Here is a 22,305-nt window from a genome sequence, read left to right as displayed (position 1 = left end):
GATATCCATGCCACGCAAAGGTCCAGTTACTAAGAGAGATGTATTGCCAGATCCATTGTATAATAGCAAGTTGGTTACTCGTTTGATCAACCGTATTATGCTGGGTGGTAAAAGAGGTGTCGCTCAAAGCATTTTGTACAATTCGTTCAAGTTGATTCAAGAACGTACAGGTAAGGAACCGATGGAAGTTTTCGAAGCTGCCATCAAGAACATCATGCCTGTATTGGAAGTTAAAGCTCGTCGTGTCGGCGGTGCTAACTACCAAGTACCTATCGAGGTTAAACCTGAAAGACGTACTGCTTTGGGATTACGTTGGCTTGTAAACTACTCACGCAACCGCGGTGAGAAGACTATGGAAGAGCGTTTGGCGGCTGAGATTATCGATGCTTCCAACAACACAGGCGCTTCCGTTAAGAAACGTGAAGACACGCACAAAATGGCTGAAGCGAACAAAGCGTTTGCTCACTACCGCTGGTAGGATTATAGCCGTTCAAATAACTTCTATTTTGAAAGGAGATCCATTTCATGTCAAGAGAGTTCTCCTTAAAAAATACACGTAATATCGGGATCATGGCACATATTGATGCTGGTAAAACTACCACTACTGAGCGGATTCTTTTCTACACAGGCCGTACGCACAAAATCGGTGAAGTTCACGAAGGCGCTGCTACAATGGACTGGATGGAACAAGAACAGGAGCGCGGAATTACGATTACTTCCGCTGCTACGACTGCTGCATGGAAGGGCCACCGCATCAATATCATTGATACCCCTGGGCACGTTGACTTCACTGTTGAAGTTGAACGTTCCCTTCGTGTATTGGATGGGGCAGTTGGTGTATTTAGTGCGAAAGAGGGCGTTGAGCCTCAGTCCGAAACCGTATGGAGACAGGCTGACCGTTACGGCGTTCCCCGTATCGCATATGTGAACAAAATGGATATCATCGGTGCAGACTTCCTGAACGTTATCGAGAGCATGCGTGACCGCCTGCAAGCCAATGCAATTGCTATCCAGTTGCCAATTGGTGCCGAAAACGACTTCACAGGTATCATTGACCTTGTTGAGCAAAAAGCTCACATGTTCAAAGATGACCTGGGACAGAACATCGAAGTTACTGATATTCCTGCTGAATTCTTGGAACAAGTTGAGGGACTGCGTCTCGAGTTGATCGAGAAGGTTGCAGAACTTGACGAAGATCTGACTATGAAGTATCTGGAAGGCGAAGAAATTACCGTGGATGAGATTAAGGCAGCATTGCGCAAAGGCGTATGTGAAGTTAAGATCTTCCCTGTAATTGTCGGATCCTCCTACCGTAACAAAGGTGTTCAGCTCATGATGGACGCTGTTGTTGATTACTTGCCATCCCCACTGGATGTACCGGCTATTCAAGGTCATCTGGATGACGGTACAGAAGCGGTTCGTCACTCTTCGGATGAAGAACCATTCGCAGCACTGGCATTTAAAATCATGACAGACCCTTATGTGGGTAAACTTACGTTCTTCCGCGTATACTCCGGTGTACTGGAATCCGGTTCTTATGTAGTTAACGCTACCAAGAACAAACGTGAGCGTATCGGCCGTATCCTGCAAATGCATGCGAACAGCCGCCAAGAAATCTCCATCGTGTATTCCGGTGATATCGCGGCAGCAGTTGGTCTGAAGGACACAAGTACTGGCGATACCCTGTGCGACGAGAAACATCCGGTTATCCTGGAGTCCATGAACTTCCCTGATCCGGTTATCGAAATCGCAGTTGAACCAAAAACCAAAGCTGACCAAGATAAACTCGGCGTGGCTCTCGGAAAGTTGACTGAAGAGGATCCTACTCTTCGTGCTCACACTGATGAAGAAACAGGCCAAACTATCCTGGCAGGTATGGGTGAGCTTCATCTGGATATTATCATCGACCGTATGCGCCGCGAATTCAAGGTAGAAACCAACGTGGGTAAACCACAGGTTGCTTACCGTGAAACATTCAAAGCACCAGCACGCGTTGAAGGTAAATTCGTTCGCCAATCCGGCGGTCGCGGTCAGTATGGTCACGTATGGGTTGAATTCGAACCTCTCGAGCCGGGTACTGGCAGCAAGTTCGAAAGTAAAGTTGTCGGTGGTTCTGTACCAAGAGAATACATCGCTCCTGCACTTGCCGGTATTGAAGAGCAAATGAAAAACGGCGTTATTGCAGGCTTCCCGCTTGTTGACGTTAAGGCTACCATTGTAGATGGTTCCTATCATGATGTTGACTCCAACGAAATGGCGTTCAAAATCGCCGGCTCGATGGCACTCAAAGCAGCTAAAGACAAGTGTAAACCTGTCCTGCTTGAGCCAATCATGAAAGTGGAAGTAACTGTTCCTGAGGAATACATGGGCGATGTTATGGGTATGTTGAACTCCAGACGCGGACGGATCGAAGGTATGGATTCCCGTGGCGGTGCGCAAATCATCCGTGCAAAGGTGCCTCTTTCCGAAATGTTCGGATACTCCACAACACTTCGTTCCGGTACTCAAGGACGCGGCGTATTCTCAATGGAACTTTCTCACTATGAAGAAGTGCCTAAATCCATTGCTGAAGAAATCGTAGCCAAGAACAAAGGCGGAGAATAAATACCATTTTTAACTTGCCGTCCGGGTATATCACATCAGTCATCTAAGAATTGCATGTAGGCGGGCGGCTCAAATATAAGGAACCCCACATTAAGGAGGAACTGTTCAAATGGCAAAGGCAAAGTTTGAACGTAACAAACCGCACGTTAACATTGGTACTATTGGTCACGTCGACCATGGTAAAACAACTCTGACTGCTGCAATCACTACTGTATTGTCCAAAAAATACGGTGGCGCAGCTGTAGCATTCGACCAAATCGATAAGGCTCCTGAAGAACGCGAACGTGGTATCACTATCTCCACTGCTCACGTTGAATACGAAACTCCTAACCGTCACTACGCTCACGTAGACTGCCCTGGACACGCCGACTATGTTAAAAACATGATCACTGGCGCAGCGCAAATGGACGGAGCTATCCTGGTTGTATCCGCAGCTGATGGCCCTATGCCACAGACTCGTGAACACATCCTGCTGTCCCGTCAAGTAGGTGTTCCTTACATCGTTGTATTCTTGAACAAATGCGACATGGTGGAAGACGAAGAGTTGCTTGAATTGGTTGAAATGGAAGTTCGCGACCTGCTGAGCGAATACGACTTCCCTGGCGATGATACTCCAATCATCCGTGGATCTGCTCGTGAAGCTCTTCAGAACCCTGAAGGCGAATATGCACAGAAGATCGTTGAAATGTTCGAAACGATCGACACGTACATCCCGCTTCCAGAACGTCAAACTGACAAACCATTCTTGATGCCTGTCGAAGATGTATTCTCCATCACTGGCCGCGGTACTGTGGCAACTGGTCGCGTAGAACGCGGAACAGTTAAAGTCGGAGAAGAAATCGAAATCGTTGGTATTCACGAAGAAAAGAAAAAATCCGTTGTTACAGGCGTTGAAATGTTCCGTAAATTGCTCGATTCCGCACAAGCGGGCGACAACATCGGCGCATTGCTGCGTGGTGTAGACCGTAACATGATCGAGCGCGGCCAAGTATTGGCTAAGCCGAACTCCGTTAACCCACACACAGAGTTCACTGCTCAGATCTACGTTCTGACTAAAGAAGAAGGCGGACGTCACAAACCATTCTTCACTGGTTACCGTCCACAGTTCTACTTCCGTACAACTGACGTAACTGGCATCATCAACCTGCCAGAAGGTACTGAAATGGTTATGCCTGGTGACAACATCACTGTAACTGTTTCCCTGATCTCCCCAATCGCTATTGAAGAAGGTACTAAATTCTCCATTCGCGAAGGCGGACGTACAGTTGGTGCCGGTTCCGTAGCTTCCATCCAGAAATAATTCGTCTCTATCCGTTAGGATAGAACCGGATATATAAGTCAGGGCCCCTTCATTTGAAGGGGCCCTGTTTTTGTATCTGGCAGCATGGTCTAGATTTCTTTAGCATATGCCGGACTTGGCAGCTTGGACAGAACGACATGAAGGCTGGAAGGGGAAGAGCTGTCATTAGTGTAGGCAAAAGATTCATCGCCGGCGATATATATAGTCTCTCCTTCAATAAGGGGCTGCTCCGCTTCATTTACATGAATGGTTCCATTTCCTTTTAAAGCAAGGATATATACATCCGCTCCAGGATGCTTATGAACAGGCAGCTTTTGACCCGGCATGAAATTAAGCACGAATACAACACTTTCACCTTGCTGGAAGAGGATCTTCTTTGTAAAACGTTCCTCCTGATATTGCACCACGGCAGCCAAACTTTTCTTTTCCATTAGATAATCCCTGCTTTCATAATAATAAATTTAACCATCTCAATCTCATCCATTAAAGCTTTACTTCGTACTCGCAATGATCATGACCAGTTACATTACATTTAATCTCTTTAACAGAGACCTTACGGCCAAGAATCCTGCCGATTGCTCCTTCAAGAATCGCTCCTTCTAAATCACATACCATTTTTTCTTCTTCCAGGGAGGGCAGCCCTTTGCAAAAGCAATCCTCCACTGCAATATTGATCCTGCGTTCATCAGAATGAACAATCCGCGGAATACCGATTTTGAGCTCCTCAAAGATATGCAGAAGATCTTCAATGGAGCTGACAGGCAGGCTTTCGCCAATTTTTCTGCCAATGGTAAGCGTAGTCCCCTTTCCTCCCAAGGGAAGTCCCTGGTTAAGTCCAATCAGACGAATAGTACGGAACAACTCAAGAGGTACCGTATTACCAAGGGTGCTCCTATCGATCTGGCGCATATCTTCAAATGAATAGTGCAGCAATTACTCCAACTCCTTTACTCTCTCTATGGTTCTATTGTAATGAAAACCCTTTGAAGAAACCTTGACGCAGATCAAGTTTTTGAAATTTCTGTGAGCCCAGTCACCCGGCTGTTCCAGTAACCTTGATATGTTAGAGTCAGCTATATGGAAGGGTGAAGGATCATGAGCTGTAATACCTGCAATTCGCATACATGCGTACGTCAGGTTCCCGTGTTTCGGAGCTTGTCTGATGAAGAATTAGTGATCATTGAATCGATTACAGAGACACATAATTATAAAAGAGGAAGCCAAGTGTGCAGAGAAGGAGAGCCATCTGAAGCACTGTATGTAGTAAAAAGCGGGCTCATCAAATTGACGCAGAACAGTAAGGATGGAAAGCAGCATATTGTCCGTTTTCTTTTCCCGGGCGATTATTTCGGCCAGTTTGCTCTGCTCCACAATAAGAATAATGATGTAACGGCAGAGGTGATTGAGAGCGGGGAAGTCTGCCGGATGTACCGCAGAGACTTTATTCCGCTACTGGAACAGAATGCAGCTCTTGCCTTTAGCTTCCTTATGTCTGTAAGTGAGCAGCTGCATCAGGCGGAGGAGGCTGCAGGGGCCCTGCACATGTTTGAAGTAGAAAAGCGGTTGGCCAGATTATTAGTATACCTGTATACCAGGAATCTTGAAGAGCCGGCAGTAACTGTACAAGCGGTGAAACAATCCGTAGATTTGCCTTCAGCACAAAAAGAGGTGGCAGCCATGATTGGAACTACAGCAGAAACTCTCAGCCGCAAATTGAATAAGTTAGAAGCTTTGAAGATAATCGCCATGCACAAAAGGACGGTGAGGATTCTTGAGCTGGAAGCTCTTATCCAGATAGCCGAGATCAGGGAATGAATTCTAACAATCGACAAAATACGACTAATTACAGTGATATATACGCGTAATTTCAACATTATTCTACAAAATAATACTTAAAATTCTTTACATCTAATCTATCGATAGAGTAGAATATTTCTATATAGACAATGTAAATTATTAGGATTTTAGGGAGCGTGGAAGTATGGGGAAATGTCCTTTTTCATTTATGCATGGTTTGGCGTCAAAAAACACCAATGAGGAATCTCCCGCCGCTCAATCTACGGACAGCAAGAGCATTGCACCCACTGCCACAGAGACGTTTCATACCCTTGACGGGCATGATGATTTGAACGAGCAAATGAGAATGATTGATTTAACCGAGGAAGATTTAAGACTCCTGCGTTTGATGAAGCCTGTTGTTGAGCAGAAAATTGACTTCATCACCGATCAATTCTACAACACGGTTCTTGGAGTTAATAAACTGGAAGCGATTATTCTGGAACACAGCAGTATTGAACGGCTCAAAAAGACGTTACGTGAGCATATCATCGAGATCTTCGATGGAAATGTTAACGAGGAGTACATAGCCAAACGGCTAAAAATTGCAAATATTCACAAGAGAATTGGTCTGGAGCCCAAATGGTATCTATCCGCTTTTCAAAATCTGCAGAATGTGTTTATTAGCGCAATCTATAATGAAGCACATCAAGATGCCGAGAGAATTAAATTGGTCCAAACCGTAACCAAACTGCTTAACCTGGAACAGCAGCTGGTCCTCGAGGAGTATGAGAAGGAGAATATTAGGGAAAAGGAAGAACAGTATTTGCTGGTTAAGAATGAATTGAAACATAAGATTGCTGAATTCAGCGGAGAGCTGATCGATCTTAGCATAGATACTAACGCTGCTGTGGAGCAGCTGGTGGCGAGCAGCAATGAAGTGAATAATACATTCCAGCGTACAGCTTCCTCCGCTCTGGAGTCACAGGGGAAGGCCAGGGATGGACATGGACAGCTGCACAACCTTACCGGTCAGATTAATCTAATATATGAGAGCACTAATGAGATGGAGCGGTCTGTAAATGAACTGAGCAGTTCATCTCAGAAGATCCGTAAAATTGTCGCGGCTGTCCAGGATATTGCGGATCAGACTAAGATCCTGTCACTGAATGCAACCATTGAGGCTGCACGGGCGGGAGAACATGGGAGGGGCTTCAGTGTTGTAGCGCAGGAGGTAAGCAGACTTGCTGAAGATACCAAGAACACTGTTGTCCGGATCGGAGAACTGACTCTGCAGTCCAGCTCCCTTACATCGCAGGTTGTTATGGAGATCCGCAAAGTTCAGGAGCTGACGGAGAGTGGCAAGAACCAGTCCATTGAGACCAGCCGTCTCTTCAGTGACATTGTAGATTCCATGCAGACGAGTACCCAAAGAATCGTTACGGTGGAAGAAGAGATCAAGGTGCTCATTCAGACCATTGAAGGCATTGGTTCAGCAACTGCGCAGACTGCAGCTTCGGCAGGGCAATTCAAAGCAGCGACAGATAATTTATAAACAGAGTTACTTTATATAGAAGAAAAACGATATTTTACACCCCGTACGGCACCATTCTGAACAGGAAAGGTGCCTTTTCTATTTTTTTCGGAAAAAGTTGATTTGTTTTTGCAAATCCCCTTGCAATATAGCCGCCTATTATATATAATAATAAATGTTGTTCTGAGACGTTGCGATGATGTGAGAGGTTACTGACACACCCGGCCCCTTTGCCATGAGGTCGACGTCAGAAAATTTTCACGGAGTATGTCCGATAATAAATTGGGCGATAGAAGGAGGGACTAAAATGGCAAAGCAAAAAATTCGTATTCGCTTGAAAGCATACGACCACAGAATTCTTGATCAATCCGCAGAGAAAATCGTTGAAACAGCAAAACGTTCGGGTGCTGGTGTATCCGGGCCGATCCCGCTGCCAACTGAGAAGCAAATCATTACTATTCTCCGTGCGGTACACAAGTACAAGGATTCCCGTGAACAGTTTGAACAACGGACTCACAAACGTTTGATCGATATTGTGAACCCAACACCACAAACTGTGGATGCCTTGATGCGCTTGGATCTACCGTCCGGTGTAGATATCGAAATCAAATTGTAATTCCATTATTAAGCAACTAGGAAAAGAAAAGAGGTGTCAACATTGAAAGGTATCTTAGGAAAAAAACTCGGTATGACTCAAGTGTTTACTCCAGAAGGTAACGTAATTGCGGTTTCTGTTATCGAAGCTGGCCCTTGTGTGGTACTGCAAAAGAAAGACCTGAATATCGACGGATATGAAGCAGTGCAGTTGGGCTTTTCCGACAAAAAGGAAAGTCGCTCCAACAAGCCTGAACAAGGTCACGCCAAAAAGGCAAATGCAACACCTAAGCGCTACGTTCGCGAAATTCGCGGTGTTGACCTCGGGTCACTCGAGGTTGGACAAGAGCTTAAGGCTGACATCTTCGCAGAAGGCGAATTTGTTGACGTAACAGGTACTTCGAAGGGTAAAGGCTTCCAGGGTAACATCAAACGCTGGGGACAAAGCCGCGGACCAATGGCACACGGATCGCGTTACCACAGAAGACCAGGCTCCATGGGTTCCATTCAAGCTAACCGTGTTCCTAAGGGCAAACGCCTGCCAGGACATATGGGTCACACGACTGTAACGGTTCAAAAGCTTGAGATCATCCGAGTTGACGTAGAACGTAATGTATTGCTGGTTAAAGGCGCGATTCCGGGCCCTAAAAACAGCTATGTGAAAGTTAAACAAACCGTTAAGAAATAATTTCTGAAGAAAGGAGGAACATGAAATGCCAAAAGTAACACTTTTTAATATTAGTGGTAACGAAGTTGGCGAAGTTGAACTGAGTGATTCAGTTTTCGGTATCGAACCGAACGTACATGTGCTGCATGAAGCTGCACTTATGCAAAGAGCTTCCCTTCGTCGTGGTACACACAAAGTAAAAGGACGTTCTGAAGTACGTGGCGGCGGACGTAAGCCTTGGAAACAAAAAGGTACAGGTCGTGCTCGTCAAGGCTCCATTCGTTCACCGCAATGGAAAGGCGGCGGCGTAGTCTTCGGACCAACACCACGCAGCTATTCCTGGAAACTGCCTAAGAAGGTTCGCCGGTTGGCCATCAAATCCGCGTTGTCCTCGAAAGTACTCGAGAATGACATCATCGTATTGGATAGCTTGACTATGAATGCTCCGAAGACGAAAGAATTTGCAGCGATTCTGAACAACCTGAAGGTTGGCACAAAAGCATTGATCGTAGCTCCTAGCTATGATGACAATGTAGCACTTTCCGCTCGTAACATCCCTGGGGTGAAATTCGTAGCGGCTGACGGCATTAATGTTCTTGACGTACTGACGTACGACAAACTGATCATCACTAAAGAAGCAGTTCTGAAGGTAGAGGAGGTGTTCGCGTAATGAAAGATCCGCGTGATATTATCAAGCGTCCGGTGATTACGGAACGCACATCCGAATACATGAGCGAATTGAAATACGCTTTTGAAGTGGATATCCGTTCTAACAAGACCGAAATCAAAAAAGCTGTTGAAGCTATTTTTAAAGTTAAAGTTGTTAGTGTGAACACAATGCGCGTACCTGGTAAACTGAAACGTTACGGCAAATATTCCGGTTACACTCCGGAGTGGAAAAAAGCCATCGTTAAGCTTAGCCCGGACAGCAAGCCGCTCGAATTCTTTGAAGCGGTAGAATAATACTCTTAAAGTAAGGAGGAAACTATAGTGCCAATCAAAAAGTACAAACCGACCTCTCCGGCAAGACGCAACATGTCTGTGTCTACGTTTGAAGAAATCACAACAAACCAGCCAGAGAAATCGTTGCTTTCTCCGCTATTCAAGCATGCGGGACGCAACAACCAAGGTAAAATTACGGTTCGTCACCACGGCGGCGGACACAAACGTAAATACCGTATCATCGACTTCAAACGGACTAAAGACGGCATACCAGGTAGCGTTGCTACAATCGAGTATGACCCGAACCGTACTTCCAATATTGCTTTGATCCACTATGCTGATGGAGAGAAACGTTATATTATCGCTCCTAAAGGCCTTAAAGTTGGGGATAAAGTTGAGTCCGGCCCTGCTGCGGACATCAAAATTGGTAACAGCCTTCCGTTGATCAACATCCCGGTAGGTACAATTATCCACAACATCGAGTTGAAACCTGGTAAAGGCGGACAACTGGTCCGTGCTGCTGGTACTGAAGCTCAGTTGCTTGGTAAAGAAGAAAAATACGTTTCCGTTCGTTTGAACTCCGGTGAAGTTCGCAGAATCTTGAGCGTTTGCCGTGCAACTATCGGATCCGTTGGTAACGAAGATCATGAATTGATCAAGATTGGTAAAGCCGGACGCAGCCGCTGGCTGGGACGTCGTCCTGAAGTTCGCGGTGTTGTCATGAACCCTAACGATCACCCACACGGTGGTGGTGAAGGCCGTGCTCCAATCGGACGTAAATCGCCAATGTCACCTTGGGGCAAACCAACCCTAGGCTACAAAACGCGTAAGAAAAACAAAGCATCTGATAAATATATCGTTCGTCGCCGCACAAAATAAGACGCTTCTGGCAAGTTAGACTAGCGCGAAGCGTCGATTCGCGGTTTGAAGAACCGGATGAAGGGAGGATTCACACATGGGTCGCAGTTTAAAGAAGGGGCCGTTTATCGATGGCTACCTGCTGAAAAAAGTTGAGGATTTGAACGAGGCAGATAAGAAAGTTGTAGTTAAAACCTGGTCCCGTCGCTCAACCATTTTCCCTCAGTTTATCGGACATACGTTTGGTGTATATGACGGCCGCAAACACGTGCCTGTATACGTAACAGAAGATATGGTAGGTCACAAGTTGGGCGAGTTCGCGCCAACACGTACTTACAAAGGCCACGCGGGTGACGATAAGAAAACCAGAAGATAATTAACGTCTTCGTTTGAGAGGAGGGAAAACAATGGAAGCAAAAGCACATGCAAGATCGGTGCGGATTTCCGCTCGTAAGGCGAAACTGGTTGTTGACTTGATTCGCGGCAAGCAAGTGGGGGAAGCAATTGCAATTCTTCGCCACACTCCGAAATCCGCTTCTCCGGTTGTTGAGAAGCTACTGAACTCGGCGATTGCGAACGCTGAGCATAACTACTCTTTGGACGTAAACAGCTTATTCGTAAGCGAAGTTTTCGTTAACCAGGGTCCAACAATGAAACGTTTCCGTCCGCGCGCCATGGGTCGTGCAAGCCGGATTAACAAACGTACCAGCCACATTACTTTGGTGGTATCTGAGAAATAAGGAGGGATAACACGTGGGTCAAAAGGTAAATCCAGTCGGACTCCGAGTCGGTATTATTCGCGATTGGGAATCTAAATGGTATGCAGGCAAAGATTTCGGTACTCTTTTAATGGAAGACGTCAAAATCCGGGAATACCTTAAAGGCAAGTTGAAGGATTCCGCTGTTTCCCGCATTGAAATCGAAAGAGCGGCAAGCCGCGTGAACGTTACAATTCACACTGCTAAACCAGGTATGGTAATTGGTAAAGGCGGAGCAGAAGTAGAAGTACTTCGCAGCGCAGTTACAACTATCGCCGGTGGCAAAAAAGTGCACATCAACATCAATGAAATTAAGCACCCTGAACTGGATGCAATTCTTGTTGCAGAAAGCATTGCACAACAACTGGAACGTCGCGTATCGTTCCGTCGTGCACTGAAACAAGCAATTCAAAGAACTATGCGTTCCGGCGCAAAGGGAATTAAAACTCAAGTAGGCGGACGTCTTGGCGGCGCTGAGATTGCCCGTTCAGAAGGTTATAGCGAAGGAACAGTTCCACTTCATACGCTTCGTGCTGATATCGATTACGGAACAGCTGAAGCACATACAACTTACGGCCTGATCGGCGTAAAAGTATGGATCTACCGTGGAGAAGTTCTTCCCCCAGCTAAGAAACAAGCTGCTCAGGAAGGAGGCAACTAATCATGTTGGTACCAAAACGCGTTAAACACCGCAAGCAACAACGCGGTCACATGAAGGGTATGGCAAAAGGCGGAACCGAACTCAACTTCGGCGAATATGGTTTGCAGGCACTGGAACCATCTTGGATCACTAACCGTCAGATCGAAGCTGCCCGTATCGCAATGACACGTTACATCAAACGTGGCGGTCAGGTTTGGATTAAGATTTTCCCAGATAAGCCTATTACTCAGAAGCCTCTCGAGGTTCGTATGGGTAGTGGTAAAGGTAACGTTGAGAAATGGGTAGCCGTAGTTAAACCGGGCAAGATTATGTTCGAACTCGGAGGCGTGTCGGAAGAAATCGCTCGTGAAGCGATGCGTCTTGCCGCTCACAAGCTGCCTGTAAAGACTAAGTTTGTGAAACGTGAAGAATTGGGTGGTGAAGCAAATGAAAGCTAATGAACTTCGCAACTTAACCACTGCCGAGATTGAACAAAAGATCGCTGGATTCAAAGAGGAACTTTTCAATCTCCGTTTTCAATTGGCAACTGGCCAACTGGATAACCCGACTCGGATTCGTGACGTGCGCAAGGAAATAGCTCGTGCTAAAACCGTTATCCATCAAAGAGTACTTGGGATCAGTTAAGTGACCGCGGATTGTTAATCCGTAATCAGGAAGGAGGCTAACTATGAGCGAAGAACGTAATGCACGTAAAGTGCTGACCGGTAAAGTAGTCAGTGATAAAATGGATAAAACCATCGTAATTGCTGTTGAAACCTATAAAAAGCACAATCTGTATCACAAACGCATCAAGTCCACGAAGAAATTCAAGGCACATGATGAAGAGAATGTAGCAAAAATTGGTGATGTCGTGAAAGTCATGGAAACTCGTCCATTGTCCAAAGACAAACGGTGGAGACTGGTTGAAGTGGTAGAAAAAGCGGTTATCATCTAAGATAAGAAGCTGATCCCTTTCCGGAAGGAGGAAATTAATAATGATTCAACCATTTACACGTTTGCATGTGGCTGACAACTCTGGTGCGAAGGAACTGATGTGTATCCGCGTACTGGGTGGTACTGGACGCCGTACAGCAGCAATCGGCGATTTGATCGTTTGTTCCGTTAAACAAGCAACACCAGGCGGCGTTGTCAAAAAAGGTGATGTTGTTAAAGCGGTAGTTGTTCGTACGAAACGTTCTGTACGCCGTAAAGATGGATCTTACATCGCATTCGACGAAAACGCAGCTGTTGTTGTAAAAGACGACAGAAGCCCGCGCGGAACCCGTATCTTCGGACCAGTTGCTCGCGAACTTCGCGACAAGGACTACATGAAGATCGTTTCCTTGGCACCGGAAGTAATCTAATAAATCGAGCCGGTCTCGGTTTTAATTGAAAAGGTCAGTTATAGGAGGTGTAATAAATGCCTAGAGTGAAAAAAGTTCTGGAATCCCATAACAATAAACTGCACGTGAAGAAAGATGATGTGGTACTTGTGATCAGCGGGAAAGACAAAGGTAAAAAAGGCCGTGTCATCGCTGCTTATCCTCGTGAAAACCGCGTCCTGGTAGAAGGCGTGAACATGGTGAAGAAACACCAAAAGCCGAACCAGCTGAATCCACAGGGTGGAATCATCGAGCAGGAAGCTTCGATTCATGTGTCCAACGTAATGCACATCGATCCGAAGAGCGGTAAAGTAACACGTATTGGTTACAAAGTGCTCGATAACGGTAAGAAGGTTCGGGTAGCAAAAAGATCCGGAGAGATTATCGACTAATACAGTCCTAAAGAAAGGAGGTAAATCTTCATGGCAGCAAGAATGAAAGAACGTTTTCTGAATGAAATTACACCTGCTCTGATGCAGAAGTTTAACTATACAACTGTTATGCAAGTGCCTAAGATCGAGAAGATCGTCATCAACATGGGTGTGGGTGACGCTGTTCAAAACTCCAAAGTACTTGATGCTGCAGTTAATGATCTGCAATTGATCTCTGGTCAAAAGCCAGTGATCACCAAAGCAAAAAAATCCATCGCCGGTTTCAAACTGCGCGAAAATATGCCGATCGGGGTTAAAGTAACACTGCGCGGCGAGCGTATGTATTACTTCCTGGATAAATTGATCAACGTAACGCTTCCACGCGTACGTGACTTCCGTGGTATTTCCACTAAAGCCTTTGATGGCCGTGGTAACTACACACTGGGTCTTAAAGAACAATTGATCTTCCCGGAAATCGAATATGACAAAGTGGATAAAGTCCGCGGTATGGACATCGTTATCGTAACGACTGCAAAGACGGACGAGGAATCCCGTGAGCTGCTGAATCAGCTGGGAATGCCTTTCACAAAATAAGAATCATCCATTTCTCCGAAAATGTTTAGGAGGTGTCAGTCTAAGTGGCAAAGACTTCAATGAAAGTTAAACAACAACGCGAGCCTAAGTTCAAAGTACGTGCATATACACGTTGCGAGCGTTGCGGTCGTCCACATTCGGTACTGCAAAAGTTCAAAATTTGCAGAATTTGTTTCCGTGAATTAGCTTATAAAGGCCAGATTCCTGGCGTGAAAAAAGCAAGTTGGTAAGAAGTTTATAAACGGGAAGGAGGTTTACACACATGACTATGTCTGATCCTATTGCAGATATGCTTACTCGTATTCGTAACGCCAACACTGTGCGTCACGAGACAGTAGAAATGCCTGCTTCTACTATGAAGAAACAAATCGCGGACATTCTGAAACGTGAAGGTTTCATCCGTGATGCTGAATTCGTTGAAGATAGCAAACAAGGGATTATCCGTATTTTCTTGAAATACGGTCCGAACCAAGAGCGCGTTATCTCTGGTCTGAAAAGAATCAGTAAACCAGGTCTTCGCGTTTACACGAAGAGCAATGAAGTGCCTCGTGTACTCGGTGGCCTTGGAATCGCGATTATCTCCACATCTAAGGGAGTTATGACCGACAAAGAAGCTCGTCAATCTAAATCCGGCGGAGAAGTTGTCTGCTACATTTGGTAATAAACGTCACAAGATAAGGAGGTGCAACACATGTCTCGTATTGGTCGCAAACCAATCGCAGTACCTAGCGGTGTAGATGTCACTTTGGACAACGCCGTTATTACAGTAAAAGGTCCTAAAGGCACTTTGACTCGTGAGCTTCATAAAGACATGAAGATTACAGTTGAAAATAACGAAATCACAGTTGTTCGCCCGTCGGACAACAAATTGCATCGTTCACTTCACGGCACAACCCGCTCCGTTGTCAACAACATGGTGAGTGGTGTGACTGAAGGTTTCTCGAAATCTCTGGAGCTGGTTGGGGTCGGATATCGTGCAAGCAAATCCGGAGATAAAATCGTATTGAACGTTGGTTACTCCCACCCGGTTGAAATTACACCGGAAGCGGGCATCGAGTTCGACGTTCCTGCGAACACGAAGATCATCGTTAGAGGTATCGATAAAGAACGCGTTGGCGCTTATGCTGCCAAAATCCGTTCCGTACGTGAACCTGAACCGTACAAAGGTAAAGGTATCAAATATGAAGGCGAGCGTATCATCCGCAAGGAAGGTAAAGCTGGTAAGAAGAAATAACCAGCTCTACCTTAATTGTAAGATACCCCGTGCATCTTAAAGTGAAGCTGTTTACGGCAAACTGAAGGGAGTGAAAGGGAAGTCATGATTACAAAAGAGGATAAAAACAAGGCTCGTCTCAAAAGACACCTGCGTGTTCGTAAGAAGATCCAGGGTACTACTGAGCGTCCACGTTTGAACGTGTTCCGTTCTTCGAAACACATCTACGCTCAATTGATCGATGACGTGACAGGCGCTACTATCGTATCCGCCTCCACTCTGGATAAAGAATTGAGTGCTACAATCGGAAATGGCGGCAGCGTTGAAGCTGCAGGCAAAGTGGGTCAATTGATCGCTGAGCGCGCTAAAGAAAAAGGTTATGCAGTGGTTGTATTTGACCGCGGTGGATACTTGTACCATGGACGGATTCAAGCTTTGGCTAACGCAGCTCGCGAAGCTGGTCTTGAATTCTAGAATATTTCTTAAAAGGAGGTTAACGACTTGCGTGTAGATCCGAACAGTTTAGAACTGACAGAAAGAGTTGTACACATTAACCGTGTTGCAAAAGTTGTAAAAGGCGGACGCCGTTTCAGCTTTAGCGCACTTGTTGTTGTGGGCGATGGCAACGGCTACGTCGGTGCAGGTATCGGTAAAGCCGGCGAAGTTCCGGATGCCATCCGTAAAGGCATTGAAGACGCCAAGAAAAACCTGATCCACATTCCAATCGTAGGAACTTCGATTCCTCACTTGGTTACTGGACATTTCGGCGCAGGACGCGTTCTGCTGAAACCAGCATCCGAAGGTACCGGCGTTATCGCTGGTGGTCCAGTTCGTGCGGTACTTGAATTGGCAGGCGTTGGCGACATCTTGACAAAATCTTTGGGTTCTTCGAATTCCATGAACATGGTCAATGCTACTTTAGAGGGACTTTCCCGTCTGAAACGCATTGAAGAGGTCGCGAAGCTTCGCGGCAAATCTGTCGAAGAATTACGCGGTTAAGGAGGGGAACGTCAATGGCAAAATTGCAAATTACCCTCGTACGCAGTGTGATCGGACGTCCAGAAACACAACGTGTTACTGTTAAGACGCTCGGCCTGCGCAAAACCAACTCGTCCGTGGTTCACAACGACACTCCTGCAATTCGCGGAATGATCAATAAAGTGAGCCACTTGCTATCCGTTACTGAAATTGAAGGCTAATTGCCTCGCATAAATTAACAAACATAAGGAGGTGCAAACGATGAAGTTACATGAACTTGCTCCAGCTCCTGGTTCACGCAAAGAACGCAACCGCGTTGGTCGTGGTCCAAGTAGCGGGAACGGTAAAACTTCGGGCCGCGGTCACAAAGGTCAAAACTCCCGTTCCGGCGGTGGTGTGCGTCCAGGCTTCGAGGGTGGACAAAACCCACTCTATCGTCGTCTGCCTAAACGTGGTTTCATCAATCCTACCCGTAAAGAGTACGCGATTGTGAACCTGGAAGATCTGAACAGCTTTGCTGAAGGAACAGAAGTGACTCCACAACTGTTGCTTGAAACTGGTGTTGTCAGCAACACTAAGAGCGGCATTAAGATTCTCGGCAATGGCGAACTGGCTGTTAAATTGACTGTACAAGCAAATAAGTTCTCTCAATCTGCGGTAGAGAAAATCGAAGCTGCCGGCGGTAAAACCGAGGTGATCTAATGTTCAAGACGCTTAAGAATATATGGCATGTTGAAGATTTGCGCAAAAAGATCCTGTTTACCCTGTTCGTTCTGATCATTTACCGCATCGGTTCGTTTGTACCGGTTCCCGGTGTGAACAAAGAAGTACTGGAATCAACAAATCAGGGCGGAGACGCTTTGATGGGTCTTTTGAACACCTTCTCGGGCGGAGCGCTCAAAAACTTCTCGATTTTTGCGATCAGTATTTACCCGTACATTACAGCATCCATCATAGTGCAATTGCTCTCGATGGATGTTATCCCTAAGTTTGCCGAATGGGCAAAGCAAGGGGAGCACGGGAAAAAACAACTGGCGCAAATTACGCGTTACGGCACAGTAGTGCTAGGTTTGATTCAAGCGTTTGCCACATCTATCGGGTTTAACCGGATTTATGGCACTGAGATGATTCCAAATGCAACCTTTGCGGATTACCTGCTCATTGCGATCATACTGACAGCGGGTACATCGTTCCTGATGTGGTTAGGTGAACAGATCACTGAAAAGGGAATAGGAAACGGGATTTCGATCCTAATTTTTGCGGGAATCGTCGCCGCCTTTCCGGGATATATCACAACTACGGCTCAATCAAGTTTTATTCAGCCGGATCAGATGTTCCTGAATATTCTTAAAGTCGTTATTGTACTGATTGTGGTTGTTGCGATTATTGTCGGGGTTATCTTTGTTCAACAAGGTATCCGTAAAATCCCTGTACAATATGCCAAACGCGTAGTCGGTAACAAAATGTACGGTGGACAGAATACGCACATTCCGCTTAAAATTAATGCGGCTGGTGTAATTCCGGTTATCTTCGCCGTTTCACTGCTTCAATTCCCGATCGTTATCGCAAGTATCTGGCCACATCTCGCTTGGGCAAAGTGGGTCTCCCAGAATCTTGATCATACTAAGCCGCTCGGCATGGTCCTGTACGTGATCATGATCATCGGATTTACGTTCTTCTATACGTTTGTCCAGATGAACCCGCAGCAAATGGCCGACAATATGAAAAAGAATGGTGGATACATTCCGGGGATTCGTCCAGGCAAGGCAACAGAGAAATATCTGACTAGAGTTATGTCGCGTCTGACTATGTCCGGTGCGTTGTTCCTATCACTCATTTCTGTGCTGCCAGTATTGTTTGGTTCACTGTCCGGGTTGCCGAAGCAAGTACAGATCGGCGGTACTGCTCTCCTGATCGTAATCGGTGTGGCATTGGATACTATGAAGCAGATCGAGAGCCAATTGATCAAACGCCATTACAAAGGCTTCATCAATAAATAGGCGATAGGTTCCGGTGAAGTATCTGGGTTCTTAAACTTCCCGGTACCTATTGTGCTGTTTCTTGCTTGGTGGCGAACTTTTGGGGGGAGAAGAGAATCGTGAACATTTTATTCATGGGCCCTCCTGGGGCAGGCAAGGGAACACAAGCCTCTGTAGTAGTGAAGGAACTTGGTATTCCGCATATTTCGACTGGAGATGCTTTCCGCTTGGCAATTAAGCAGGGAACCCCAATCGGGCTGAAAGCTAAATCCTACACGGAGCAAGGCTTGCTTGTACCTGATGATGTGACTATTGGAATCGTTGAAGAACGGCTGCAGCAGTCCGATTGCGAAAAAGGTTTTTTATTGGATGGCTTTCCAAGAACCCTTTCGCAAGCGGAAGCGCTGGGAGAAATCCTAAGCCGCCTCGGCACTTCACTGGATCACGTAATCAACTTGAATGTGGACCGCGGACTGCTTATGGCGCGCCTTACGGGACGCCGGATCTGCAGCACTTGCGGAACATCCTACCATTTAATTTTCAACCCGCCGAAGCAAGATGGCATCTGCGACATTGATGGCGGTGAATTGTATCAACGTCCGGATGACAACGAAGAGAGTGTAGGCAAGCGTCTGGATGAGTATGATAACAAAACAGCTCCGCTGCTTGCATTTTATGACGATAAAGGTCTTTTGCGTCAGGTAAACGGGGAAAACGAAATCAATGTCGTTTCTTCCGAAATCGTATCTTTATTGCGGGGTTAATGTAATGATCATTTGTAAATCCGAACAGGAACTTGCCTTTATGAGGGAAGCTGGACGAATTGTTGCCGAGAGTCACCGCCGTATTGCCGAGGCTGTTGAGCCTGGCATTACAACTGGAGAGCTCGACAGAATCGCCGATCAATACATCCGCAGTCAAGGTGCTGTGCCGTCTTTCAAAGGTTACAACGGTTTTCCTGCCAGCATTTGCGCTTCAGTCAACGAACAATTGGTGCATGGATTTCCAGGTAAACGCAAACTGGTAGAAGGCGACATTGTTACGCTGGATATCGGTGCAGAGTACCGCGGTTATCACGGTGATTCCGCCTGGACCTACGGGGTGGGCAGCATTTCTGAAGAGGCTCAGCGTCTGCTGGACGTCACGGAAGGCTCCTTGTACGCAGGACTGGCGTTAGTCAAACCGGATGTGCGCTTGTTTACAATCTCCCATGCTATTCAACAGTACATTGAGGACGCCGGCTTCTCCGTTGTCCGCGAGTATGTTGGTCATGGCATTGGGGCAGAACTGCATGAAGAACCGCAAATTCCGAACTATGGCATAGCGGACCGCGGACCACGTCTGAAGCCGGGTATGGTACTCGCGATTGAGCCGATGGTTAACGCCGGGGACAGATATGTCAGAACGCTGGAAGATAACTGGACGGTCGTTACGGTAGACGGTTCACTGTGCGCTCACTTTGAGCATACAGTAGCAGTCACACCGGACGGCATGGAGATTTTCACAAAACTGAATGCGTAGGTGATCTTCACGTGAATACTGGGAGCAGCCCGCAGATTGGTCAAATCGTGAGAATTCTCAAAGGCAAGGATGCCGGAGAGGCTGCCGTTGTTATCGCAGTTGTTGATAGCAGATTTGTATATATTGCTGACGGGGACAAACGTAAGTTTGATAGTCCAAAGAAGAAGAATATTCAGCACTTGGAGCTCATACCCTTCATCAGCAGTGAGATTGTAGACAGTTTGGAAGAAACCGGTCGGGTCACCAACGGAAAGCTGCGGTTCGCAGTGATGAAGTATGGAGCACCCGCTGGAAAAAGTGCTAATGAGAAAGGAGACTAACTGTGGCTAAGGAAGATGTCATTGAGGTAGAAGGAACGGTCATTGAGCCGTTGCCTAACGCAACGTTTAAGGTTGAGCTTGAGAACGGTCATCAAATACTTGCCCATGTGTCCGGGAAATTGCGGATGCACTTTATCCGTATCCTAACCGGAGACAAAGTGGTCGTGCAGTTATCGCCTTATGATTTATCAAAAGGCCGTATAACTTACCGTAAATAGATGGGAACTACAACAAAAGTTTTGCTTCGCAAAACTTTGAGGAGGTAATTAACATGAAGGTAAGACCTTCTGTAAAGCCCATTTGCGAAAAATGCAAAGTCATCCGCCGCAAAGGGACTGTTATGGTAATTTGCGAAAATCCGAAACACAAACAAAAACAAGGTTAAGAAGGGGGTGTAGCGTAAAATGGCTCGTATAGCTGGAGTGGATTTGCCACGTGATAAGCGCGTTGAGATCGCCTTGACTTATATTTTCGGAATCGGTAAAACGACTTCCCAGAAAATTCTTAATGAAACAGGCATTGACGTTAACACACGTGTCCGTGATTTGACGGAAGATGAAGTCAGCAAACTGCGTGAAACGATCGACAAGCAAGTTAAGGTTGAAGGTGACCTTCGTCGTGAAATTTCCTTGAATATTAAACGTCTTACTGAGATCGGCTGTTACCGCGGTGTTCGTCACCGTCGTGGATTGCCTGTTCGCGGTCAACGTACCAAAACAAATGCCCGTACCCGTAAAGGCCCGCGTCGTACGGTAGCAAACAAAAAGAAATAAGAAGAGGTGATAAGAGACAATGGCTAAACCGAAAAAAGTCGTACGTACTAAACGTCGCGACCGGAAAAATATCGAGTCTGGCGTGGCACATATCCGTTCCACGTTCAATAACACTATCGTTACGATCACGGACCCTCACGGAAATGCAATTTCCTGGGCAAGCTCCGGCGGTCAAGGATTCAAAGGTTCCCGTAAATCGACTCCATTTGCAGCGCAAATGGCAGCCGAATCTGCTGCTAAGGCAGCTATGGAACACGGCATGAAGTCCGTTGAAGTTATGGTTAAAGGACCGGGCGCGGGCCGCGAAGCAGCCATCCGTTCCCTTCAGGCCGCTGGCCTTGAAGTAAACCTCATTAAAGACGTTACTCCGGTTCCTCACAATGGATGCCGTCCGCCGAAGCGTCGCCGCGTTTAGTAAAATCAGAATTGTGATTGTGGTATAATTCTGACGCATCTGCTAATAATAGGTGTTTAGGCATACTACATGATACACCTGATGGGGTGACTGTTTCATATAGGAGCGACGTTTGAAGGAGGGGTACACTCGTGATAGAAATCGAAAAGCCGAAGATTGAGACCGTAGAAGCCAATGATGATGGAACCTATGGGAAATTCGTAATTGAACCGCTGGAACGTGGATATGGCACGACTCTGGGGAATTCGCTTCGCCGGATCTTGCTTTCCTCCCTTCCGGGAGCCGCAGTGACTTCGGTCCAAATTGACGGCGTTCTGCATGAGTTCTCGACCGTTCCCGGCGTAATGGAAGATGTGACGGAAATCATCCTGAACCTTAAAGCTCTTTCTCTGAAGATTCATTCGGATGAAGAGAAAGTGTTCGAGATTGATGCTGAAGGAGAAGGCATCGTTACCGCAGGTGATATTCGTGCGGATAGCGATGTTGAGATCCTGAACCCGGATCTTCATATTGCAACGCTGGGACCTGGAGCGAGACTACACATGCGCATTTTTGCAGGCCGTGGTCGCGGCTACGTCCAAGCGGACCGGAACAAACGCGACGATCAGCCAATCGGTGTTATTCCAGTTGACTCCATCTACACTCCTATTTCCCGCGTGAATTATGGTATTGATAATACCCGTGTTGGTCAAGTGACTAACTATGATAAGTTGACGCTGGAAATTTGGACGGATGGTAGCATCAGACCAGAAGAAGCCGTTAGTCTTGGAGCCAAAATTTTGAACGAGCACCTCGTTCTGTTCGTAGGTCTTACGGACGAAGCGAAAGACGCCGAAATTATGGTGGAAAAAGAAGAAGATAAAAAAGAAAAAGTACTCGAGATGACCATCGAAGAGCTTGATCTTTCTGTCCGTTCCTACAACTGCCTCAAACGTGCCGGTATTAATACCGTGCAAGAGCTGACTACGAAAACTGAAGAAGATATGATGAAGGTTCGTAACCTGGGCCGCAAATCTTTGGAAGAAGTTCAAGAGAAGCTTGAGGAACTCGGTTTGGGTCTTCGTACAGAAGAATAGTTATAGGGTT

The 22,305-nt window shown here is 46.4% G+C and carries 37 protein-coding genes; 35 read left to right on the top strand and 2 right to left on the bottom strand.

Going from position 1 to position 22,305, the window contains the following annotated elements; translation table 11 throughout:
• Positions 1-7: 7 nt before the first annotated feature.
• From rpsG to tuf, 3 genes are all read left to right on the top strand, one after another.
• A complete protein-coding gene (rpsG, locus tag PBOR_RS31570; protein WP_020427074.1) occupies positions 8-478 on the top strand; it encodes a 30S ribosomal protein S7 in 471 nt (156 codons plus the stop codon).
• Positions 479-525: 47 nt separating this feature from the next.
• Positions 526-2,604: an elongation factor G gene (gene fusA, locus PBOR_RS31565; RefSeq protein ID WP_042217909.1), complete on the top strand. Its 2,079-nt coding sequence runs from the start codon at positions 526-528 to the stop codon at positions 2,602-2,604.
• 109 nt (positions 2,605-2,713) lie between these two features.
• Entirely contained in the window at positions 2,714-3,904 is a 1,191-nt protein-coding gene (gene tuf, locus PBOR_RS31560; protein ID WP_039298612.1) for an elongation factor Tu, read from the top strand.
• A gap of 89 nt (positions 3,905-3,993) precedes the next feature.
• Here tuf and PBOR_RS31555 read toward each other — a convergent pair whose 3' ends face one another.
• Together PBOR_RS31555 and PBOR_RS31550 are read right to left on the bottom strand one after the other, a co-directional pair.
• Entirely contained in the window at positions 3,994-4,335 is a 342-nt protein-coding gene (locus PBOR_RS31555; protein ID WP_042217908.1) for a cupin domain-containing protein, read from the bottom strand.
• A 52-nt stretch (positions 4,336-4,387) separates the two neighbouring features.
• Entirely contained in the window at positions 4,388-4,837 is a 450-nt protein-coding gene (locus PBOR_RS31550) for a V4R domain-containing protein (RefSeq protein WP_245647958.1), read from the bottom strand.
• 162 nt (positions 4,838-4,999) lie between these two features.
• On the opposite strand from PBOR_RS31550, the gene PBOR_RS31545 reads away from it, so the two are divergent.
• The 32 genes from PBOR_RS31545 (at position 5,000) to PBOR_RS31395 (ending at position 22,295) form a co-directional block, all read left to right on the top strand.
• Entirely contained in the window at positions 5,000-5,719 is a 720-nt protein-coding gene (locus PBOR_RS31545) for a Crp/Fnr family transcriptional regulator (RefSeq protein WP_042217907.1), read from the top strand.
• A 166-nt stretch (positions 5,720-5,885) separates the two neighbouring features.
• Positions 5,886-7,235 carry a protoglobin domain-containing protein gene (locus tag PBOR_RS31540; protein WP_052429722.1) on the top strand — a complete coding sequence of 450 codons (1,350 nt, stop codon included), beginning with the start codon at positions 5,886-5,888 and terminating at the stop codon, positions 7,233-7,235.
• A gap of 286 nt (positions 7,236-7,521) precedes the next feature.
• Positions 7,522-7,830 carry a 30S ribosomal protein S10 gene (rpsJ, locus tag PBOR_RS31535; RefSeq protein WP_017692074.1) on the top strand — a complete coding sequence of 103 codons (309 nt, stop codon included), beginning with the start codon at positions 7,522-7,524 and terminating at the stop codon, positions 7,828-7,830.
• A 42-nt stretch (positions 7,831-7,872) separates the two neighbouring features.
• Positions 7,873-8,496, top strand: coding sequence for a 50S ribosomal protein L3 (gene rplC / locus PBOR_RS31530; protein ID WP_081972263.1), 624 nt, complete (start codon positions 7,873-7,875; stop codon positions 8,494-8,496).
• Between the two features lie 25 nt (positions 8,497-8,521).
• Positions 8,522-9,145 carry a 50S ribosomal protein L4 gene (gene rplD, locus PBOR_RS31525; protein ID WP_042217906.1) on the top strand — a complete coding sequence of 208 codons (624 nt, stop codon included), beginning with the start codon at positions 8,522-8,524 and terminating at the stop codon, positions 9,143-9,145.
• Positions 9,145-9,438, top strand: a complete 294-nt coding sequence (rplW, locus tag PBOR_RS31520; protein ID WP_039298634.1) for a 50S ribosomal protein L23 — start codon at positions 9,145-9,147, stop codon at positions 9,436-9,438. Before rplD ends, rplW begins: the two co-directional genes overlap by 1 nt.
• A gap of 27 nt (positions 9,439-9,465) precedes the next feature.
• A complete protein-coding gene (gene rplB, locus PBOR_RS31515; protein ID WP_039298637.1) occupies positions 9,466-10,296 on the top strand; it encodes a 50S ribosomal protein L2 in 831 nt (276 codons plus the stop codon).
• A gap of 76 nt (positions 10,297-10,372) precedes the next feature.
• Positions 10,373-10,651 carry a 30S ribosomal protein S19 gene (gene rpsS, locus PBOR_RS31510; protein WP_039298640.1) on the top strand — a complete coding sequence of 93 codons (279 nt, stop codon included), beginning with the start codon at positions 10,373-10,375 and terminating at the stop codon, positions 10,649-10,651.
• A gap of 31 nt (positions 10,652-10,682) precedes the next feature.
• Entirely contained in the window at positions 10,683-11,015 is a 333-nt protein-coding gene (gene rplV / locus PBOR_RS31505) for a 50S ribosomal protein L22 (RefSeq protein ID WP_036680546.1), read from the top strand.
• Between the two features lie 13 nt (positions 11,016-11,028).
• Complete coding sequence (gene rpsC / locus PBOR_RS31500) at positions 11,029-11,694, top strand: 30S ribosomal protein S3 (protein ID WP_039298645.1); 666 nt, start codon at positions 11,029-11,031, stop codon at positions 11,692-11,694.
• A gap of 2 nt (positions 11,695-11,696) precedes the next feature.
• On the top strand, positions 11,697-12,131 hold the full coding sequence (gene rplP, locus PBOR_RS31495) for a 50S ribosomal protein L16 (protein WP_039298647.1): 435 nt from the start codon (positions 11,697-11,699) through the stop codon (positions 12,129-12,131).
• On the top strand, positions 12,121-12,318 hold the full coding sequence (gene rpmC / locus PBOR_RS31490) for a 50S ribosomal protein L29 (protein ID WP_019908232.1): 198 nt from the start codon (positions 12,121-12,123) through the stop codon (positions 12,316-12,318). Before rplP ends, rpmC begins: the two co-directional genes overlap by 11 nt.
• Positions 12,319-12,361: 43 nt before the next feature.
• Entirely contained in the window at positions 12,362-12,628 is a 267-nt protein-coding gene (rpsQ, locus tag PBOR_RS31485; RefSeq protein ID WP_039298654.1) for a 30S ribosomal protein S17, read from the top strand.
• A 40-nt stretch (positions 12,629-12,668) separates the two neighbouring features.
• Entirely contained in the window at positions 12,669-13,037 is a 369-nt protein-coding gene (rplN, locus tag PBOR_RS31480) for a 50S ribosomal protein L14 (protein ID WP_019908234.1), read from the top strand.
• A gap of 56 nt (positions 13,038-13,093) precedes the next feature.
• Entirely contained in the window at positions 13,094-13,447 is a 354-nt protein-coding gene (rplX, locus tag PBOR_RS31475; protein ID WP_019908235.1) for a 50S ribosomal protein L24, read from the top strand.
• A gap of 30 nt (positions 13,448-13,477) precedes the next feature.
• The gene (gene rplE / locus PBOR_RS31470; RefSeq protein ID WP_042217904.1) at positions 13,478-14,020 is read left to right on the top strand and encodes a 50S ribosomal protein L5; all 543 of its coding nucleotides are present in this window, start codon (positions 13,478-13,480) and stop codon (positions 14,018-14,020) included.
• 44 nt (positions 14,021-14,064) lie between these two features.
• Positions 14,065-14,250, top strand: coding sequence for a type Z 30S ribosomal protein S14 (locus PBOR_RS36530; protein ID WP_036589425.1), 186 nt, complete (start codon positions 14,065-14,067; stop codon positions 14,248-14,250).
• 32 nt (positions 14,251-14,282) lie between these two features.
• Entirely contained in the window at positions 14,283-14,681 is a 399-nt protein-coding gene (gene rpsH / locus PBOR_RS31465; RefSeq protein ID WP_019908239.1) for a 30S ribosomal protein S8, read from the top strand.
• Between the two features lie 30 nt (positions 14,682-14,711).
• Complete coding sequence (rplF, locus tag PBOR_RS31460) at positions 14,712-15,254, top strand: 50S ribosomal protein L6 (RefSeq protein ID WP_036721827.1); 543 nt, start codon at positions 14,712-14,714, stop codon at positions 15,252-15,254.
• Positions 15,255-15,338: 84 nt separating this feature from the next.
• The gene (gene rplR, locus PBOR_RS31455; RefSeq protein ID WP_042140134.1) at positions 15,339-15,707 is read left to right on the top strand and encodes a 50S ribosomal protein L18; all 369 of its coding nucleotides are present in this window, start codon (positions 15,339-15,341) and stop codon (positions 15,705-15,707) included.
• 27 nt (positions 15,708-15,734) lie between these two features.
• Positions 15,735-16,232 carry a 30S ribosomal protein S5 gene (rpsE, locus tag PBOR_RS31450; protein ID WP_036652980.1) on the top strand — a complete coding sequence of 166 codons (498 nt, stop codon included), beginning with the start codon at positions 15,735-15,737 and terminating at the stop codon, positions 16,230-16,232.
• A gap of 14 nt (positions 16,233-16,246) precedes the next feature.
• Complete coding sequence (rpmD, locus tag PBOR_RS31445; RefSeq protein WP_019908243.1) at positions 16,247-16,432, top strand: 50S ribosomal protein L30; 186 nt, start codon at positions 16,247-16,249, stop codon at positions 16,430-16,432.
• 40 nt (positions 16,433-16,472) lie between these two features.
• Positions 16,473-16,913: a 50S ribosomal protein L15 gene (gene rplO / locus PBOR_RS31440; protein WP_039298666.1), complete on the top strand. Its 441-nt coding sequence runs from the start codon at positions 16,473-16,475 to the stop codon at positions 16,911-16,913.
• Positions 16,913-18,211, top strand: coding sequence for a preprotein translocase subunit SecY (secY, locus tag PBOR_RS31435; protein ID WP_039298668.1), 1,299 nt, complete (start codon positions 16,913-16,915; stop codon positions 18,209-18,211). The genes rplO and secY overlap by 1 nt, the downstream gene beginning before the upstream one ends.
• Positions 18,212-18,309: 98 nt before the next feature.
• On the top strand, positions 18,310-18,954 hold the full coding sequence (locus tag PBOR_RS31430) for an adenylate kinase (RefSeq protein ID WP_042217899.1): 645 nt from the start codon (positions 18,310-18,312) through the stop codon (positions 18,952-18,954).
• A 4-nt stretch (positions 18,955-18,958) separates the two neighbouring features.
• Entirely contained in the window at positions 18,959-19,711 is a 753-nt protein-coding gene (map, locus tag PBOR_RS31425) for a type I methionyl aminopeptidase (protein ID WP_042217898.1), read from the top strand.
• 11 nt (positions 19,712-19,722) lie between these two features.
• A complete protein-coding gene (locus tag PBOR_RS31420) occupies positions 19,723-20,031 on the top strand; it encodes a KOW domain-containing RNA-binding protein (RefSeq protein ID WP_042217896.1) in 309 nt (102 codons plus the stop codon).
• A 2-nt stretch (positions 20,032-20,033) separates the two neighbouring features.
• On the top strand, positions 20,034-20,249 hold the full coding sequence (gene infA, locus PBOR_RS31415; RefSeq protein ID WP_018753971.1) for a translation initiation factor IF-1: 216 nt from the start codon (positions 20,034-20,036) through the stop codon (positions 20,247-20,249).
• Positions 20,250-20,302: 53 nt separating this feature from the next.
• Positions 20,303-20,416, top strand: coding sequence for a 50S ribosomal protein L36 (gene rpmJ, locus PBOR_RS31410; RefSeq protein WP_003322638.1), 114 nt, complete (start codon positions 20,303-20,305; stop codon positions 20,414-20,416).
• 19 nt (positions 20,417-20,435) lie between these two features.
• Positions 20,436-20,804: a 30S ribosomal protein S13 gene (gene rpsM, locus PBOR_RS31405; protein WP_025706577.1), complete on the top strand. Its 369-nt coding sequence runs from the start codon at positions 20,436-20,438 to the stop codon at positions 20,802-20,804.
• A 19-nt stretch (positions 20,805-20,823) separates the two neighbouring features.
• Positions 20,824-21,219 (top strand): 30S ribosomal protein S11, encoded by a 396-nt coding sequence (gene rpsK / locus PBOR_RS31400; RefSeq protein WP_019908251.1) that lies wholly within the window; start codon positions 20,824-20,826, stop codon positions 21,217-21,219.
• A gap of 131 nt (positions 21,220-21,350) precedes the next feature.
• Positions 21,351-22,295 carry a DNA-directed RNA polymerase subunit alpha gene (locus PBOR_RS31395; RefSeq protein WP_039298711.1) on the top strand — a complete coding sequence of 315 codons (945 nt, stop codon included), beginning with the start codon at positions 21,351-21,353 and terminating at the stop codon, positions 22,293-22,295.
• The last annotated feature ends 10 nt before the right edge of the window (positions 22,296-22,305 follow it).

It is taken from the genome of Paenibacillus borealis, assembly GCF_000758665.1.
GTDB classification, from domain to species: Bacteria; Bacillota; Bacilli; order Paenibacillales; family Paenibacillaceae; genus Paenibacillus_AQ; species Paenibacillus_AQ borealis.
This window is presented reverse-complemented; position numbering and strand designations above follow the sequence as displayed.